The organism is Paraburkholderia sp. RL18-101-BIB-B (assembly GCF_046026985.1).
Lineage (GTDB): Bacteria > Pseudomonadota > Gammaproteobacteria > Burkholderiales > Burkholderiaceae > Paraburkholderia.
The window spans coordinates 1-16,776 of the sequence record NZ_JARESV010000076.1; the positions used below are offsets into that span (position 1 = coordinate 1).

The following is a 16,776-nucleotide window of genomic DNA, read 5'->3' on the forward strand; positions in this document are numbered from 1 at the left end:
ACTGGAGGCAGAGCGCGATGAGCTGCTGCTCGGACTCATCGAACTGCGCACCAAAGGAAAGGCGCGTTAAAGGTACGGATGCGGCCACGCCACGCGTGGCCGCGGCTCGCGTGGACTGATCGCGGGCAGTTGACACTCCCTTATCGAAGAAATTACCCAAATGAAAGACTCGACCAATCTTCCAATCGAAAACGATCCGGATCGGCTCACCGGAATCATTCAATCGAAGCTCGCGAATCCGGCACGGAACGCGGATATCGACCTGCACGGCGCGCTCAATGACGTACTGAAAGACGTCGGGTTATCGACGGCGGACAGCGGTGGCAAGATCACGTTCCACGGCCGCGATCCGATCATCCCCGCGCTCTTCCGGTTCGGCTCGTTGTCCGCGATCGCCCTGGCCGCGAAGGCCGTCGGCGTCGCTGCACTATGGCGACTGCGGACCGGCGAGGAACAGGACATCGAAGTGGACGTTCGTAAAGCGTTGCGGCGCTTCGCGGGGTTCTTCGATCTGAAATGGGAGACGATCAATGGACGTCCTCCAGCCCTCAAGATCGATAAGAATCTCTTTCGCGAAACCCGCGACGGACGGCACGTCGTGCCCCTGAACATCTACCCAAAGCTGGCTGCCCGCGAACTCAGCCTGCTGCGGTGCGACTCCAGCCCGGAAGCCGTGCGCAACGCCGTTCTGCAATGGCGCGCGGACGACCTGGAGAATGCGGCGGCGGAAGCCGGGATCGTCATCGCGAAGGTGCGCACTTTCGAGGAATTCAGCAAGGAGCTTCAGTACACCGAGGTCCTCTCGAGAATGTCGCTGATCAACGTGGAAAAGATCGGCGAAAGCGAGCCGATCCCTTTCAGGAAAGAGGGCACCAGTCCGCTGGACGGCATTCGCGCACTTGGGATGGGTCACGTGATTGCCGGAGCGGCCATCGGGAGAGACCTCGCTTTGCACGGGGCCGATGTCCTCAACATCTGGCGGCCGTTCGACGACAGCGAAATCGAGGCGTTCGCGTGGGACACTCAGGTCGGGATGCGCTCGACGATCCTGGACTACTCGACGGAGGATCGCGCGAAATTCGATCTCCTGCTGAAGGATGCCGATGTCTTCTTCGCAAACAAGCGTCCGGGCTACCTGGAACGCCATGGTCTCGAGGCTGAGGAACTCTGCGGCAGGAAGCCTGGGTTGATCCATGCAAGTGTCCTGCTTCACGGCGCCAGGGGCCCCTGGAAGTATCGTCCGGGATTCGATGAAATCGGCGCGGCCGTCTCGGGGCTGTTCGCCGTCGAAGGTACGCTCGCGCGTCCGAAATCGCCGCCGATCATCCCCATTGTCGACAACGTGGTGGGCTGGCTCGGCACGGTCGGCGTACTCGCAGCGCTGCGCCGGCGTGCGGTCGAGGGTGGCAGCTATCGGGTCACCGTTTCCCTGACCCGAACCGTGCTGTGGCTGTTCTCGCTCGGCATCTTCGACAGGGACTATGCCCGGGCGACCGCCGGATCTTCCGACGAGCACGCCTACGTCGCGCCCGATCTGTTCACGGCGGAGACCCCGCTGGGCACGTATCAGGGCATGACCGACCAGGTCGTCCTGTCGAAGACTCCCGGGTCCTTCAGGACGGTGCTCGTGCCACGAGGCTCGAGCAAGCCCGAATGGCTGACGCGGTGAGGGTGTCCGACCTGCGCTTTTGCGAAATCGGCCAGGAGCGCGACGGCTTTACCGTTGATATTGGTCAGCTTCCTGCAATCAAAGGACGCCATTCCGTCTCCGCCGTTTCCGATTGCGATTGAAACGGCGGAGGTCGCTGTGCACCCATGGACAGCGCGCCAGGGGACGAGAGCCGTCGATTCGTCTCCTTGGCGACGTTTCTGCGTGTCGGGAGATTCGATGGCCGGTGAAAATCGGTTCTGCGCTTCGATGGGTGGACAGCTTGAGCTTGTAACTGAATCGACGACATCGAACGACTTGGTGTGCGGTTTGGTGGCGCATCGATCACTTTCAAGTACGTAGCACACGCAGGTAATCGAGTGATGCGCCCAGACAAGGGTGTCATCACCACCAGGTGGTAGGCCTGAGACCTGCGCCCGGTTTCTGACCTGCGCGGCCATGGGTTGTCCAACAGCATCCCGGATACGGTTGGCAGGCCACCACAGCCTGCGATCGTTGACGATGAAGTGTGGGAGCTGAACGGCTCAAATTTGCAGAACGCGGTCCGTTATTGAGGACCGCGACGGATGCGAGGGCCATGCCTTCAATGTCCGTAAGTTGTTGACACACGTGCGCTCGCGCGATTGCGAAAGCAGCAAGCCGCGGCGTACGTCATGCGTGGATATCGTGGCACATCGCGATGCCGCGTAATCCGCCTCAAACCAAGGAGAACCTGATGTCGGAACACGTATACAAACCAAACAGATCGAACTCACCGGCTCGTCGACGCAATCCAGCGACGACGCGGTGAGTGTGGCGCTAAGCAAAGCGGCCCGCCGGGCTATCGGACGTTGTCCATCATTCGTTGAGTGTTTGCAATGAGAAAACCAACTCGTATCGTGATTGTAGGTGGGGGAATCGCTGGGATTCTACTTGCGACCAGGCTCGGCGACCGGTTGGGCCGGCCGGGTGAGGCTACCATCACTTTGATCGACCGCAGCCCGACGCATATATGGAAGCCGATGCTGCATACGATTGCGGCCGGTACGCGTGACGTGAACCAGCAGCGGGTAATTTATCTCGCGCACGCGCGCGACCACGGTTTCACATATCAACCGGGAGAGATGTGCGGACTGGACCGGCAACTGCGCGAGGTGCAGCTTGACGCGATAAGGGCGCAGGACGGTAAGTTGGTGCTTGAGCCGCGAGCGGTTCCATACGATGTGCTGGTGCTGTCGCTAGGCAGTCGCGCGAACGATTTTGGTGTGCCGGGTGTAAAGGAGCAATGCCATCTCATCGACAGCCAACAGCAAGCAGAGACGTTCAACGTCGCGTTGCGCGCGCGTGCTATTCGCAGCGTCGTCAAGGATGAGCAGTTGAGAGTGGCGATTGTCGGAGCCGGCGCGACCGGCGTCGAGTTATCGGCAGAGCTGAGCCGTCTTCTCGAGCTTGCTGGTAGCTATGGCGATACCACCATCCGGGACAGGCTGAGTCTGACTCTTCTTGAGAGCGGGCCGCGCGTGCTACCTGCCTTCCCACAGGAGATTTCTGCGTCTAGCCAGCAACGGCTCGAAAACATCGGCTTTCGCGTAATGACCTCTACTGCGGTCACTTCGGCGGAACCAGGAGGTTTTCGGTACGGGGACGGGACTCTCGCCGAAGCGGATCTGATGGTATGGGCTGCCGGTGTCAAAGCGCCAGATTTCATGAACCGCCTCGCTGGTCTGGAGACCAACCGGGCAAACCAGATCGTGGTGTCGAGGACGCTTCAGGTCTTGCACGATGAGCAGATCTTCGCTCTCGGCGATTGTGCGAGCCTCACGCCGGAAGGTGCGCAGCGACCGCTTCCTCCTACCGCGCAGGTAGCCGCTCAGCAGGCGAATTATCTGGCCCGCCACCTGCCGGAATGGCTCTGCCAAAACAAGCCGTTTCCCGACTTTGTATTCCGGGATTTTGGATCGCTCGTGTCATTGAGCGACTATGACGCGTTCGGCACGCTAGGGCGCTTTGGCTTCTTTCCGGGGGGGCTCATTCGGGGGCACCTCGCCCAGTTCAGTCACGCGATGTTGTACCGGCGTCATCAGCAGGCGCTGCACGGGTTTCGCAAAGCGACACTGCTCTGGACGGCGGAACGGATCAACGGACTGGTTCAACCAAACATTCGCCTTGCCTGACAGGCTCATGTGCTTCGGGCGCCCGGCCACCGCCCACCAACGTGGAACTCGTTCAAGAGAAGTGAGTGCATGCCCGTGAGGGCATATACCGTCAGCGATCAACAATCGTTTGACCGTTTAGAAACTGCATTCTTCATTTGTAGAATGTGACGGAACGTTGCAATAGATAGGCGAACCCTCCTTGTGACAGCAAACACCGACCTGACAGAGTTGACCGCTGCGATTGTGGCGAGCTTTGTCTCCCACAACGCGTTGCCGGCAGATGAGCTGCCCGCGTTCATATCGAGCACGCATGCTGCCCTGGCTGCGCTGCGGGGTCATGTGAACACGCTTGCCGGTGAGCCGGGAGCGGCCGTACCAATCAGCGAGTCAGTCACGAACGATTTCCTCGTATGTCTGGAAGACGGTCACAAGCTGAGGTCCCTCAAGCGCTACCTGAAGCGGAAATATGGCATGTCTCCCGAGCAATACCGCGCCAAGTGGGGACTTCCCAAGGACTATCCGATGGTTGCGCCTGCGTATTCGGCGCTGCGCTCCTTGATAGCGAGGAGACGAATCCCCACGGTGGAACGGGTGTCGCAATTGGACAAGCAGTGATCCGGAAACGAGGATTGTTGACGACGGGGCAGCGCGTAAGTGTGACGCTCCGTTAGCGGCCCTTGTCAGTGTCAATCGGTAGCCAACTCACCTGGCCTCTGAACGCCCCCGCCTTGCGCTAGCCGCCCTCCGACAAGGGTGCACGGTAGAGATGCGCTACGGGCCTGCGTCCGCCTGCGTGTTACTCACGTCTGGTTGCGCGAGCGCGCCGTCTCTCGGCGTGCTCGGCGCTTATTTCCCCGACTGGCTCTTCAGCATCGTTGGCGAGATCCTGCTGGCACGCGATCGTGCGCCTTCTCGCAAGGCATTTCGGCGCAGAAAAGTGGCTGTGGTCGCGTTCGCTAGCGACAGAACAGTGGCGCTTTATCAGAGAGGTCTGGCAGACAGGCTTGCCACGACGACGTCGCAGCAGCAACTCATTGCGGAAAAGCTCTCGCTGGTGGAACCGGAAGGGCGCACGCTTGAGGAGCAACTGGTCCTGATGACAGCGCCTGGAGGCGGCTACCAGCGATTCGCCCGACGTGCTCTCGCCACGCCGAGCACCGGCTCGCCCGGCTCTGGCCGCTTGAGGCGGGTTTCACGACATCTTCGTTTATAAAATTGCAATCATCTGAACAACTGTACAGATCAATACCGACCCGGCGGGCTCACGAGCGCGTCACGCGTTGCGGTAATGCGGACTGGACCATTCATTACCCAATCAAGACCAAAAATTCACCCTTCTGGATGTCGAGCACCTTACCCTGACGGAAAGCGTGTGCGTCTCGCCCTGCTGGGGCGGGCAAGTTTGTTTTTTTAGGGGTTTTGAGTTGAGTGACGCGACTATCACTAGGCGTATTTCGAAAGAACTGGTTTCATTCGAGCCTGTTTCGCCCGAAGACATTTATTACGACGATGCGGCCGGACCCGAGCCCGAGCGTGACGCATTGCCGTCGTCTCCGGCGATGTATGGTGGCGGGTCCGGCAGAGCCCAGGAGGTGTTTCAGCTTGCACGAATAAGTCGCGTGTTGACGGATGTGAACGTCAGCCGTCTGTCGTTGATGACGGCCCGCGCCTGGCAGGCGTTACTGCGTCTCGAATGCAAGGCGGCATTGGAGATCGTCGAGAAAATCGAACTGTCGCTTAACGATCTGCCCTCTGTGGAGCGCGACGCGAGGCGCTGGGAGATCATGGCGTTGCGCGCTGCCAGCCTCGTCCTGCAGGACAATTGCGCTGCTGCACTAGCGCTTGCCTTGTCCACGATACGCTACTGTGGCCGCGAATCGATCGTCGCTATCGCACGGACCATCTGCCGGTACGCGTACTGGAAGCTCGGCGATTTCGAACGCCTCCACGCGGTCGGGCAAAGCAATGCGGACGTCTTGCCGACGAGGCTGCATCGAGTCGCCAGGATGTTCGATCTGTCGTTGATGGCCGCAGTGGAGATGAATCAGTTGCGTTTTCCCGCGGCCCGTTTGCTGGCCGAAGACGCCATCAGTGAGTGCCGCAGCGTATACGGCGGCGATCTGTCGGTCGCGTCGTTCGCGGCCAGCATCGTCGGGCAGGTTCTCTACGAGCAAGGCATGGTTGACGAAGCGCAGACATGGCTGTCGCAGCGCCTTGCGCAGATTTGCAAGGGCGGGACCATCGAGAGCGCTGAGCGTGCCTATACAACGCTCGCGAAAATCGCCGCCTCACGCGGCCAGTTCGACTTTGCGCAGCTGATTCTGAAGGAAGCCGAGGCGCTGGGGCAAAGGCGGAGCTGGCCACGCCTCGTGGCGGCATGCGTCGCAGGACGGATCGGTCTGCTTCTCGAACAGGACGACAGATGCGGCGCAGAGGCGTGTCTTGCGCAGCTTGCTGCATTAGAGCAGGCGCACGGCGCAGCGACCAGCCCAGGGGGCGCCGGAATTTCAGGTTACCGGGTATTGGCTCGCGCCCGTCTACGCGTGGCATGCGGCGCGACGCTCGACGATGTGTCGGCGCTGCGACAGTTGCATTGCGAAGCTGTGTGCCGGAATGAACTCTATCTCGCCGTGCAGGTGGCGGTGTGTTTGATCGATGCGCTTCTTGCCGTCGGGGAGCAGAAGGACGCCGCGTCTATTTTCTTGCGGACCCTAAAACTGGGGGCGACGGTAGGGCTTCATCAGACGTTTGTCGATAGCGGCCCTCGGGTCGGCGAACTGCTCGCGGTGCTGCAGCGGGGCGATCCCGCCGCGCAAGGCGAGGTTCGCGTACTGCTGCCGTATATTGGCAGTCTTCTGTCACGATGGCGTGCGGCTCGCAGCGTTGTAGCAAAACGTCCGACGACTGGCCGGCCTACCGTCGTGCTAAGCAGCCGGGAGCATAGTATTCTGGTCCTGATGAGCCAAGGCCTGTCGAACAAGCAGATCGCGGTCAATTTGCGCATCGCGGCTGAGACCGTCAAGTCTCATGCAAAGAAGATATTTGTAAAGCTTGCTGCGAAAAACCGCGCGGAAGCGGTCACCCGCGCCACCCAATTGGGCCTCATCCAGGTGTGAGGAGCAAGGTTGGTATGAAAGCTCAGTCGAGTACGCATTCTTCGATCAGTTTCGCCGGCTTTCGTCTGGATATGGCGAACGAATGCCTTTGGAGGCTGGATGCCGGCGCGCCACCCGAACGGGTTGACTTAACGCCCAAGACCTACGGCGTGTTGCGGTTTTTGGTCGAGAATCGCGGTGCGCTGATTACCCACCACGCGCTGCTCGAAGCGGTGTGGCCCGATGTGCACGTACAGCCCGAAGTCGTGAAGGCCCAGATACAGATGATCCGGACACGGCTCGGCGATAGCGCGCAGCACCCACGCTACATCGAAACGCTGCGCGGACGCGGATACCGTTTCGTCGCGCCCGTAGAGGTCCCTTCAACGGGATATCAGCAGATTGCAAGCGACGAGAGCAACGGCCACTTTGTCGGTCGCACGAGCGAACTGCAGCAACTGGCCGCTGCGATCGAGCGGGCCAGAGCCGGCAACAGTCAGCTCGTGGTGGTTACCGGTGAACCAGGAATCGGCAAGACCGCGTTGCTCAAGCAGTTCGTTGCCGCCCAGAGGTTCGAGCATGACGATGCGTGGGTCGCTGAAGGGCATTGTGTCGAGGGTTATGGCGGCACGGAACCTTTTTATCCAGTTCTGCAGGCTCTCGGGCAACTTTGTGAGGGAGCCCGCGGCAATGAAGTCGTGAAAGCGCTGGTGACGCTTGCGCCCACGTGGGCGTTGCAGCTCCCGGGCCAGGTGGCGAGCCATGTCCGCGAGTCCCTGCTGCGGCAGATCGTTGGCGCTTCGCGCGAACGCATGCTGCGGGAAATCTGCGGCGTGCTGGCCTCTCTGACGCGGACACAGCCGCTGATTCTGATATTCGAAGATCTTCATTGGGCGGACCACTCAACCATTGATTTGCTGGCGGCGATTGCGGGCCAGTCAGGAGCTCTGCGCCTGATGGTCGTCGTCACTTACCGGCCGACGGAGGCGGCGCTGGCTGACCACCCAATTGAGGAACTGCACCACGAGCTTTCGCTGAGGGACTTGTGCCGCGATCTGGCGCTTGGCCCACTTGCTGGCGACGCGGTGGTTTCGTGGCTGACAGGCCGCGATCATGTCGACCCTGCCGAGGAAGAACTGTGCTATCGAATCGTACAACGTTGCGGCGGCAACCCGCTGTTTATGCGGGCGACCCTCGCCGATCTCGTGGAGCGCAACATGCTTCGCAAGACGGCGACCGGCTGGCGGCCATTGGTGCCATTAGCGGTGATTAGCACGACCTCCCCCCGCACGATTATCCAGACGATCGAGGGGAGAATCCGGCGGCTGGGTAGCGACGAGCGGAATCTGCTTGAAGCCGCAAGCGTGGCAGGGCTCTCCTTTTTATCGGCGACCGTGGCCGAGGCCGCGGGTTTGTCGACGGAGCGTTTCGACGATCTGTGCGAGGCGCTGGCACGCAATCAACGTTTCATTCGACGTTGCGGGGTGAAACGCTTACCCGACGGGGGCGCGGCGACTATGTTCTGTTTCGACCATGCCCTCATTCGCAGCGCGTTCTATGGGCATCAAGGGCTGATCCGTCGCACCCGTTTGCATCGGCAAATCGCGGAACGGCTCGAGGCGATCTTTCCTCGCGATCAGAGGGCGGAGGTGGCATACGAGCTCGCGCAACATTTCGCTGACGCGAGGGAGTGGCTCAAGGCGATCGACTATCTGCGCATTGCGTTGCAAACCGCGAGGCTTCGCTTTGCGTATCGCGAGGCGCAGTCGATTCTCGATCTTGCCGCTTCGCTCACCACAAAGTTGCCAGCTGATTTGCGTCCGCTGAAAAGTTTTGAGTTTGCCGAGGCGCGCGCGTCGCTTTACGCTGCGGGGCATGATCCGCGCGCCGAGGCGGCCTGGATCGAACTCGAGGAGCAGGCACGTACGATTGGCCGGCTCGATGCGCAATTGCGTGCCATGCTCGGCCTCGCCTACGTCTTTAGCTGGAGCGACAAGCAACGTTGCATCGGGATGCTGAACGAAGCGCTGACGCTCAGTGCATCGCATCCCGACCTGCGCGTCAGCGCGCTGGTGCGCGTGAGTGCCTATGTACGCCGTATCTGGGCCAGCGGCTGGTCACACGCGGATCTGACCGAGTGCGAGCGTGCGATCCGCATGCTGCGCGAGACGGGGGATCCACTGGTGATCGCCCGGGCGAATATGGAATACAGCATGCTGTGCATCATTTCCTCCCGGTATCGCGAAGCCCTCGGGACTGTGCGGACGAATTATCAGATCCTCTTTGAGCACGCGGTCGAACATCCGGGCTTTGACCTCGCGATGGCGACGTGGATGATCCGGATGGGTACGCCGTGGGCTCATCTCTTCGTGGGGGAGCTGGGACGGGCGATCGAATCGTTCGATCTGGGCATGATGTTTTTCCGCGAGAACGGTGATTATTTTGCCGCTCGCACCCTCGAGATCTATCAGGGATGGTTGTTTGTGCACACGATGGACTACGAGACGGTCATTGAAATCTACCAACGGCTCGTGCCGGCTGCAACCTCGACCGCGCGAGCGGACGAAACCGTTTCTGGCGCACTTGTGCCAGTGCAACACCGTGCGTGTATTGTGCTCGCGGGCCTCGCCTACCTAGGATTGGGGGATAGCGTACGGGCCTCGTCGCTGTTTGCTGAAGCGGACCGTCAGATGGACGCCACTCCCACCACGTTCGACTGGTACTGGAAACTGGCAATCGAATGGGGAGCCGCCGAGGCAGCAATGATGGCGGGAGACCATCACACCGCCAGATCACGCGCGCAGGAGTTCGTGAAGCTCGCCCTCGCCACCGCAGACCGGACGTGGCAGGCCCTGGCATGGGAAGTCGTTGCGCGTGAGGCGCTGGATCGCGGCGATCCGGTCATCGCACTCGATAGTATCAACAAGGCGTTCGCGGCTGCGGAGGGATTCGAAACTCCACTAGCGGACTGGCGGCTTCACCGCACTGCGGCGGCGATTCACGAGGCCCGCGGTGACGCTGGACAGGCGGATGTGCAACAGCGCCATTTCACTTCGACGCTCGAGCGGCTGTCGAATTCCTTGCCGCGCGGCACTCAGATTGGCCGACGTCTGCTCGCTCTGGCAACTAGCTGATCCATACTTCAGGTGTGAGGCAAGGAGGAGCCATCATTGTGCGGATCCCTCCTCAGGGGGATACCAGATGTTAGGGCGCCCAGTCAGAATATGGTGATCATCTCACCGATCCGGTGAGCGCGACGGGCAGTGACGGACTCCGTGCCTGGGTTTTACAAGGGTGGTTGGTCACTTCATGAGCAGGCCCCCTTCAGGAGCGCCGACATGAGAAAGAAAGTTGCCGAAATTATTGTAGACACCTTCGTTTCGGCGGACGTAAAGCATTGCTATGGGATCGTGGGCGACACGCTGAATCCCATCGCTCACCACATGAATGAGAGCGACATTGAGTGGCTCCATGTTCGTCATGAGGAGGCGGGAGCGTTCGCCGCCGAAGGCGAAGCCATGTTGACCGGCAACCTGACCGCTGTCGCCGGAAGCTGCGGACCTGGGGGTCTTCACTTAAATTTGTAGGAATTCCTGGGTGAAACGGGGTGGCCGCAAGCGCGCTGTAATCGGCAACGCGCGCCTAACGGCCGCTCCTGGCCAATGTGTCGACGCAGCACTTCGAACAAGACACTCCATCCCTCGACCCGCCGTCCCGCTTTGCCATGCATGTGGAGCGGGGCGCGGTCCGATCAGAGGAAGCAGGATATGGATATGGGAATCCAAGGTAGAACCGCGCTGGTTTGCGGCCCAATTAGCGGGCTGGGCTGCGGCCGTGCGGAGGCCTTTAGCCACCAAAGCCGTGAACGTGGTGATGGCGGCATCAACCCTTGGAAGCTTGAGGCGACGGCGAAGGCCACGGCCATACGCGCTCAAGGTGGCGTCACGGTCAGACTGTGGCGTGCGACATCACTACACCCGACGGACGCGCTGCCGCGCTAGCTGCAAAGCATTTCCTGCTCGTCGACCCGGACCGAGTGCTGAATGTGGCGCTGCCTGCGCGTTTCTCTGCAGCGAACATTCCGGATAAATCACTGGATAAGAACCGCTTGATCGAAGGCGGAGCCTATCCAGGAACGTTCCAGATCGGAAGAAAAAGGGATGCCCGCAAGAACGTATCGTTTCACTACTCTCGGCCTGGCACGACAGAACAACCTTGCCTGGCGGGTCGTAGTCTATCGACGCGAACGCTTGTGGGCAAACAGTTGCACAAATGTTTGCCAACCCAAGGGATGTAGAAAGTGACCTGGACAGCTCTCTTTTTGTCGCGGATTCAGTTTGCGTTCGCCGTTGTATTCCACATTATTTTGTCGTTCTTCGCCATTGGGCTTGCGGCTTGGTTGGCAGTACTTGAAGGACTCAATCTTGCAACCAGGCTGGCGTTCTATCGATGGCTTTTCGGTAGCCGCTGGATTCGTACTATGTCGGAGCGTCGCGCGCGCAAATGACCGGGTACCTTCTGCAATGTCGTCGTTGATCCTCACCTCGTCGTTTGCCAGACTTGCGGTGTCGTTCTGGACTTACACGATTCTACTTTCGATGACGGCGCGTGACGTGGCTGCGCCGAACAGCAGTCTCTCATTCATGTTTGGGGCGCAGGTCTCTCCGTGCGTCCACTGCCGCTCGCCTATACATCCCTTGTGTATCGCGTGCCCCGCGTGAAGTTAAAGGAGGTCCCTTCTCGCTGGTCGTGGCCACCGCGCCAGGGTCATTTGGTATTTGATCATTGACGACGACTGCGATGTTTCCGAATAGCTCTGTGCATCTATATAACCCTGGCGCCTATGATAGTAATTCGCGCTCAGCGTGGTCCGCCCCTATTTACGATTGGTGAGTGCTTCACGCGTGGGGCTCGACACATACTTCTTTAAAGACATGCAGAACATAATCTTATGGATCGATTCCGCGGCGTGCCAACAGGTTCCGAAGGCACGATCTGAAACAGCCGTTGCAAAGAGGTGTTCATCCGCTGAAGGAGACGTGCGTGACCACCGCTGCCGACCCTACCGAGGCCTCGGAGTATGCGTGCGCGTCGCCGAGATCACCGCGCTCTCCTTTAACGGTGTCGAGCCACGCTATACCGTCACCTGGTACATTCATGAGGAAGGTTACTTCCTTCCGGAGCACGTGATTGCAAGTTATACAGAGTCGCTTGAATTTGCGTGTCCTGAGGAGGCTGTCGCCTACGGTCAGCGTCGCGCGCATACATTCGTCGATTGCGCATTCGTTGTTTCGAACCAGTAACGTCACCACGCATGGGGCAGGTGCAAGGTCGCCCCAGATTGCACCGGGGGCTTCTTGAAACTGGTCTTAATTCAGGTTGCCTACTGCCCCTCGCAAAAGGCAAAGTCCGTTAAGGAAGCGCCGGTCAGCGCTGTCGCTCCGAATGACTGCTCCTCGCTCAGGGACTGATCTTCACGGTTGACGCCGTGCCCATAAACGGGCCGGCCACATTCCGGCCCGTTCTCGCGTTACGTACACATGGCGTTGCCGAAAGACACGGAAGCGCCGCGCCCCGCGTCATGCTGCGTTGATGTGTCCGAGTTGTTGCACGGCGGTCACGCCGTCGTCCAGGCCGATTTCCTCAACGATCTTGCCATCTTTGAGGCGGAGCACGGTCATGCCGGTGAAGCGCATTTTCCGGCCGGTCGCAGGCGGCAATGAGAGGTGGCACCGTTCGTTCGGACAGTTTTTTCGATTTTTAAGTGGAGTGCTGGGCGGTCACGCTGCCGTTTTAATCGCGGGCAGCATCGCGAAGTAAGCTTCGTCCGGGGTCTTGTCCGACAGACTTGAATGAGGCCTTTGCTGGTTGTACCACGTAAGATAATGGTCGATTGACTTCCTTGCTGGTCGACGGACTCATAGGCCTTCAAATATATCTCTTCGTACTTCACGCTGCGCCACAGCCGTTCGATAAAAACGTTGTCCCGCCACGCACCCTGTCCTTAGCAAAATCGCGGCTTGCATCTGGTTGATCAGCGCGGTGCGGTGGCGAATCCATACATGCAGGGAAAGTACGAATACCCCCTTCTATGGGGCGTTGAAAGTCAAACCCTGTTCAGTGAAAAAATTCTGTTATGCGAAGGAAATCTCCTTGGGCTATCCGTTGTCTGCATGCCAGCCTGCGGGGTCGCCTGCTACGACCAGACGCAGGCTGGCCTGCAGACAACCCGTACGCAGAGGACTCGCTGATGGCATACACCCTTTGCAGGTTGGCATGTCAATGTCGTTCAGGTAAGAGTGTCTGCTGACCGGTCAGACCCCCAACGAGGGGATGGAGACTCTGTCAAGGAACAGATAAGCTTGTTGCTGGGTAAAGTCCGAATAGGTCGTTAGGAGTTATCTGGACAGCTCGCACGAGATCCGCTTATGTAGACGGGAATACCTAAGACTTGGTTACTGGTCTCGTGTGTTTTCCGGTCTCTGCAAGCGGTCCCGTTCTGCTTCGGCACAAAGACAGGACACAATGAAAATGCTCAAAGATTTTCGCTATCTCTCATGCCGCAGGGGAAATCGTCGCTTGTTGCACCGCCAGCTTGGCATTACTCCAATGATTGTTTCATCATCGAATACCAGGCCGGTCCGTAGGCCGGAGCGGCCGCTCTTCCGGCTAGTGTCAAAGCGGACGAGAAGTCGTCGGGGCGTGCGTTCTTCAGGTTTCCCGACTTGCAGCTTACCGGTTCCAACGACGAGGTCACAGACCCGGCGCGATATCGGTATCGCGAGGCGTTTGCGATGGTTGAGGCGATCTTCGATGCCGCCCCGGACGATTACTGCCCACACATCTTCGTGGACGACGACGCCGCCATTGCAGGTGCCTGCACGCAGGTTTTCCCGAAGAAATATACGAATGTCTAAGGAGCACCCTCATGGGGAATGTCATCGAAATCGACTGGGCGTGGTTCCACACCGTGGCGCTCCTCAGCCGTGATAGCCCCACCACATGTCGGGGGCATCGGCCCGCTCACGCAGACTGTCGCCACGAAGCTTACAAAAGGTGCGCGATCCGGGTACTCGAGCGACAGAGTCGGACAACTGCTACCGTCGCATGGAGCGACTCGACCGCTTGCCGCTATGGCGAACAACTCTGGCAGCGCTGTATCGCACGGAAAACCGGAATATGCGCACTGAGCGGGCAGGCCATAGCGAAAGGTGATGCCGTGTACAGCCCTCGAGTATTGCGACGCGCTCCACAAAATATCGACGCCATGATTCTGGCGTCTGTGATGGAGGCGACCACGTCGGACGAGGGTGTTTAACTAACGAAGGGTAGGTAACACAACGGCATCAAAGTCCTCACGTCGAGGTCAATGGAGGCTGAACGCGGCTCGCCGCATCAACTCCGCAACAAAGCGAACTGGCGTCGCTCCTTCGCGATGGCGATGTTTTAACTATATCGACACCTATCTCCCAGGAATGAATCCATGAACGGCGCGGATAGCCTTTTGAAATCCTTGGTCGCAAGCGACGTTCACATCCACTTGAGGTTCCGACATGAAACTTGACGCTTTCGCGTTCCAGCAACTGCGTCGACTTGCTCCAAGCCTAGACGACATCCTGAGCACGGGCGAGGTCGAGCACGTAGACCAGGCTGTGAATCTTGCTGCCCTAGCTACCCTGTGCGCAGAACTGTTTGAATCATATTGCTGCCTCTGTCAAGACGATATGAAGGACCTCGTCTCGGGAAAGGCCTCCGGGGTGCCCGTATGGTAACCGGTCGTTTGTAGTCGCCTTGGCGCAGAGAGCATGACTCATTGTTGCTACGTGTCCACGTGGACACGTAGCTCAAACGCGTAATCGATCGACGCGCATATGATTGTTCTTGCCGCGTATACGGGTTCAGTAGCAAGTCGATCGGGTCTAGCAGATAAGCTCGGTGCTGGTGGTGCGTGGGCCGGCCCCCATCGATTAAAGCGCATCCCCTTACTGGGGGATGGTGGGCCGTGCCGCGCCAGGAGACAATGTGTTTACCGGATTGAGGTCGAACGGCGCCCCCGGAGAAGAGGTAGCGCTTGTCGATCACTGCCGGGCGGCTCACTTGCGCTTCGCCATAACGACTCATTTTTCGCCCCAGGATACGCCGCATCGAATCCCAGTGCAGGGTATCAGGCGGGAACCGGTCGGTGCGCAGCCGCAGAAGTCGCTTCGCTGGCGCTCCTTGTTAGTCGAAGCCGTGCCCGTGTTACTGATAGGCATATATCCGTGTTTGCCAAAGTTCCACAAATCAGCAATCGTTTCTTTCGGCTAGTGCATTTTCATGCGATGCGTGGTGCCTCTTTCTGCACTAGTGCGACGAATTGGTACGTCTGCAAGCTCTCGGCGAGCGGAGCGCGGGCTACTACTTGGAAAAGGCGCTATCGGTTTGTTCAGAAAACCCTTCGATGGCGATCCTTCGTTGGAGCTTCTCGTGTGACATTGATTCCAACCACAGGGACGACATTGAAACGACACATCCCGAGCGCCAGAGGCAGATGTTCAAAGCGCGCAATCGGCGCGGCCGCGATTGCCGCGATCCCGATATCAGGGTGCGCAAGTTCGCCATCCATCGGCGTGCTGGGCGCATACTTTCCCGACTGGCTGTTCTGTATCGTCGCGGGCGTTGTGCTCACGGTCGTCATCTATGTGATTCTCAAGCGGCCGCAGGCCGACCGTCTGATGGGACCTGCGGCCCTGGTGTATCCCACGCTTGTCGCTTTCTTCGCACTCGCTGTCTGGCTAGTGCTGTTCCAACACTGAAGCTCCGCAGATCGATGCAATGGCGACGACTACCAGCGAAACATCGAAAAAAAAATGGCCGGCCATCGTGATGGTCGTAGTGACGCTGTTGCTGCTCGCCTACGTCATCCGGCTGTGGGACCGCGCGCCTCGCACCGACGACGCCTATGTCTACGCGGATACGATCGACGTCGTGCCCGAAGTCAGCGGCCGCATCGTCGAGTTGGCCGTGCGCGACAATCAGACGGTGAAGCAGGGCGATCTGCTGTTCCGTATCGATCCGCGCCCGTATCAGGATGCGCTCGCGCGGGGCAAGGCATCCCTCGTCGCGCTCGACCGCCAGATCGAGCTGACCCAGCGCACGGTCAATGCGCAGCAGTACAACGCGCAGTCGGTGCGTGCGGCCGTCGAGCGCGCGCGAGCCGCGGCCGGCCAGGCGTCCGATACGCTGCACCGTATGGAGCCGTTGTTGTCGCACGGTTATGTGTCGGCGGAAGACGTCGACCGTGCGCGCACCGCGCAACGCTCCACACAGGCCGAACTCAGTGCCGCGCAACTGCAGGCGCAGCAGGCGGCGGCGGCGGTGAGCGGCGTCGATGCGCTGGTCGCGCAACGTGCCGTCGTCATGGCGGAGATCGCGACGGCCGAACTGAACCTGGAATATGCGACGGTGCGAGCGCCGTTCGACGGACGCATCGTGTCATTGAAGACATCGACCGGCCAGTTTGCCACGGCGCTCAAACCTGTCTTCACCTTGATCGATAAGCGCCACTGGTACGTGGTCGCGAATTTTCGCGAGACCGAACTCAAGGGCGTCAGGGCGGGGACGCCCGCCACGGTCTACCTGATGAGCGATACGGGCCAGCGTTTCCAGGGCAGCGTCGATTCGATCAGCTATGGTATTGCGCCAGACGAAGCCGGCCTTGCATTGCCCGGCGGATTGCCGCGCATTCAACGCACGCTTAACTGGGTGCACGTATCGCAGCGCTTCCCGGTGAAGATCCGCATCGACAAGCCGAACCCGGAACTGTTTCGCGTCGGTACGTCGGCGGTGGCGGTGCTGGAACCCGGGCGCGGCGACAACGGTGAGCGCCATTGAGGAG

15 protein-coding genes and 3 pseudogenes are annotated in these 16,776 nt (G+C 59.7%); 16 read left to right on the plus strand and 2 right to left on the minus strand.

What is annotated here, in order from left to right:
* Window positions 1–160: 160 nt before the first annotated feature.
* The 12 genes and pseudogenes from P0D73_RS43260 (at window position 161) to P0D73_RS43315 (ending at window position 12,202) form a co-directional block, all read left to right on the plus strand.
* Complete coding sequence (locus P0D73_RS43260) at window positions 161–1,669, plus strand: CoA transferase (RefSeq protein WP_408435918.1); 1,509 nt, start codon at window positions 161–163, stop codon at window positions 1,667–1,669.
* The gene (locus P0D73_RS43265; protein WP_408182899.1) at window positions 1,654–1,791 is read left to right on the plus strand and encodes a hypothetical protein; all 138 of its coding nucleotides are present in this window, start codon (window positions 1,654–1,656) and stop codon (window positions 1,789–1,791) included. The genes P0D73_RS43260 and P0D73_RS43265 overlap by 16 nt, the downstream gene beginning before the upstream one ends.
* A 622-nt stretch (window positions 1,792–2,413) precedes the next feature.
* Window positions 2,414–2,530: a dodecin domain-containing protein gene (locus P0D73_RS43270; protein WP_408378609.1), complete on the plus strand. Its 117-nt coding sequence runs from the start codon at window positions 2,414–2,416 to the stop codon at window positions 2,528–2,530.
* Window positions 2,527–3,822: an NAD(P)/FAD-dependent oxidoreductase gene (locus tag P0D73_RS43275; protein ID WP_408260711.1), complete on the plus strand. Its 1,296-nt coding sequence runs from the start codon at window positions 2,527–2,529 to the stop codon at window positions 3,820–3,822. The genes P0D73_RS43270 and P0D73_RS43275 overlap by 4 nt, the downstream gene beginning before the upstream one ends.
* Before the next feature lie 183 nt (window positions 3,823–4,005).
* The gene (locus tag P0D73_RS43280; RefSeq protein WP_317014841.1) at window positions 4,006–4,419 is read left to right on the plus strand and encodes a Ros/MucR family transcriptional regulator; all 414 of its coding nucleotides are present in this window, start codon (window positions 4,006–4,008) and stop codon (window positions 4,417–4,419) included.
* A 220-nt stretch (window positions 4,420–4,639) separates the two neighbouring features.
* Window positions 4,640–5,017, plus strand: a complete 378-nt coding sequence (locus P0D73_RS43285; protein WP_408435920.1) for a hypothetical protein — start codon at window positions 4,640–4,642, stop codon at window positions 5,015–5,017.
* Between the two features lie 157 nt (window positions 5,018–5,174).
* Window positions 5,175–6,920, plus strand: coding sequence for a LuxR C-terminal-related transcriptional regulator (locus P0D73_RS43290; protein ID WP_408260704.1), 1,746 nt, complete (start codon window positions 5,175–5,177; stop codon window positions 6,918–6,920).
* 14 nt (window positions 6,921–6,934) lie between these two features.
* Entirely contained in the window at window positions 6,935–10,033 is a 3,099-nt protein-coding gene (locus P0D73_RS43295) for an ATP-binding protein (protein WP_408435922.1), read from the plus strand.
* Between the two features lie 204 nt (window positions 10,034–10,237).
* A complete protein-coding gene (locus P0D73_RS43300) occupies window positions 10,238–10,486 on the plus strand; it encodes a thiamine pyrophosphate-binding protein (protein WP_408182889.1) in 249 nt (82 codons plus the stop codon).
* Between the two features lie 180 nt (window positions 10,487–10,666).
* A pseudogene (locus P0D73_RS43305) lies at window positions 10,667–10,950 on the plus strand (KR domain-containing protein); the annotation flags it as partial.
* Window positions 10,951–11,199: 249 nt separating this feature from the next.
* The gene (locus P0D73_RS43310) at window positions 11,200–11,406 is read left to right on the plus strand and encodes a cytochrome ubiquinol oxidase subunit I (protein ID WP_408182887.1); all 207 of its coding nucleotides are present in this window, start codon (window positions 11,200–11,202) and stop codon (window positions 11,404–11,406) included.
* Window positions 11,407–11,983: 577 nt separating this feature from the next.
* The gene (locus tag P0D73_RS43315) at window positions 11,984–12,202 is read left to right on the plus strand and encodes a hypothetical protein (protein ID WP_408182885.1); all 219 of its coding nucleotides are present in this window, start codon (window positions 11,984–11,986) and stop codon (window positions 12,200–12,202) included.
* A gap of 276 nt (window positions 12,203–12,478) precedes the next feature.
* Here the strand turns inward: P0D73_RS43315 and P0D73_RS43320 are convergent.
* Window positions 12,479–12,622, minus strand: a pseudogene (locus tag P0D73_RS43320) (ester cyclase); the annotation flags it as partial.
* A gap of 57 nt (window positions 12,623–12,679) precedes the next feature.
* Window positions 12,680–12,903: pseudogene (locus tag P0D73_RS43325) on the minus strand (integrase core domain-containing protein); the annotation flags it as partial.
* A gap of 721 nt (window positions 12,904–13,624) precedes the next feature.
* Between P0D73_RS43325 and P0D73_RS43330 the strand changes: the two are divergent.
* The 4 genes from P0D73_RS43330 to mdtN all read left to right on the plus strand — a co-directional run bounded on the left by P0D73_RS43330 (window position 13,625) and on the right by mdtN (window position 16,772).
* The gene (locus tag P0D73_RS43330; RefSeq protein WP_408370859.1) at window positions 13,625–13,816 is read left to right on the plus strand and encodes a hypothetical protein; all 192 of its coding nucleotides are present in this window, start codon (window positions 13,625–13,627) and stop codon (window positions 13,814–13,816) included.
* Between the two features lie 11 nt (window positions 13,817–13,827).
* The gene (locus P0D73_RS43335) at window positions 13,828–14,217 is read left to right on the plus strand and encodes a DUF3331 domain-containing protein (protein WP_408182882.1); all 390 of its coding nucleotides are present in this window, start codon (window positions 13,828–13,830) and stop codon (window positions 14,215–14,217) included.
* Between the two features lie 1,180 nt (window positions 14,218–15,397).
* Window positions 15,398–15,694: a YtcA family lipoprotein gene (locus tag P0D73_RS43340; RefSeq protein WP_408182880.1), complete on the plus strand. Its 297-nt coding sequence runs from the start codon at window positions 15,398–15,400 to the stop codon at window positions 15,692–15,694.
* A 19-nt stretch (window positions 15,695–15,713) separates the two neighbouring features.
* Window positions 15,714–16,772 carry a multidrug transporter subunit MdtN gene (mdtN, locus tag P0D73_RS43345; protein ID WP_408320531.1) on the plus strand — a complete coding sequence of 353 codons (1,059 nt, stop codon included), beginning with the start codon at window positions 15,714–15,716 and terminating at the stop codon, window positions 16,770–16,772.
* Window positions 16,773–16,776 lie beyond the last annotated feature (4 nt).

Bases quoted from the DNA above. Each gene is read 5' to 3' on its own strand.
- P0D73_RS43260 (WP_408435918.1), top strand. From the start codon at position 161: ATGAAAGACTCGACCAATCTTCCAATCGAAAACGATCCGGATCGGCTC.
- P0D73_RS43265 (WP_408182899.1), top strand. From the start codon at position 1,654: ATGGCTGACGCGGTGAGGGTGTCCGACCTGCGCTTTTGCGAAATCGGC.
- P0D73_RS43275 (WP_408260711.1), top strand. From the start codon at position 2,527: ATGAGAAAACCAACTCGTATCGTGATTGTAGGTGGGGGAATCGCTGGG.
- P0D73_RS43295 (WP_408435922.1), top strand. From the start codon at position 6,935: ATGAAAGCTCAGTCGAGTACGCATTCTTCGATCAGTTTCGCCGGCTTT.
- P0D73_RS43300 (WP_408182889.1), top strand. From the start codon at position 10,238: ATGAGAAAGAAAGTTGCCGAAATTATTGTAGACACCTTCGTTTCGGCG.
- P0D73_RS43335 (WP_408182882.1), top strand. From the start codon at position 13,828: ATGGGGAATGTCATCGAAATCGACTGGGCGTGGTTCCACACCGTGGCG.
- mdtN (WP_408320531.1), top strand. From the start codon at position 15,714: ATGGCGACGACTACCAGCGAAACATCGAAAAAAAAATGGCCGGCCATC.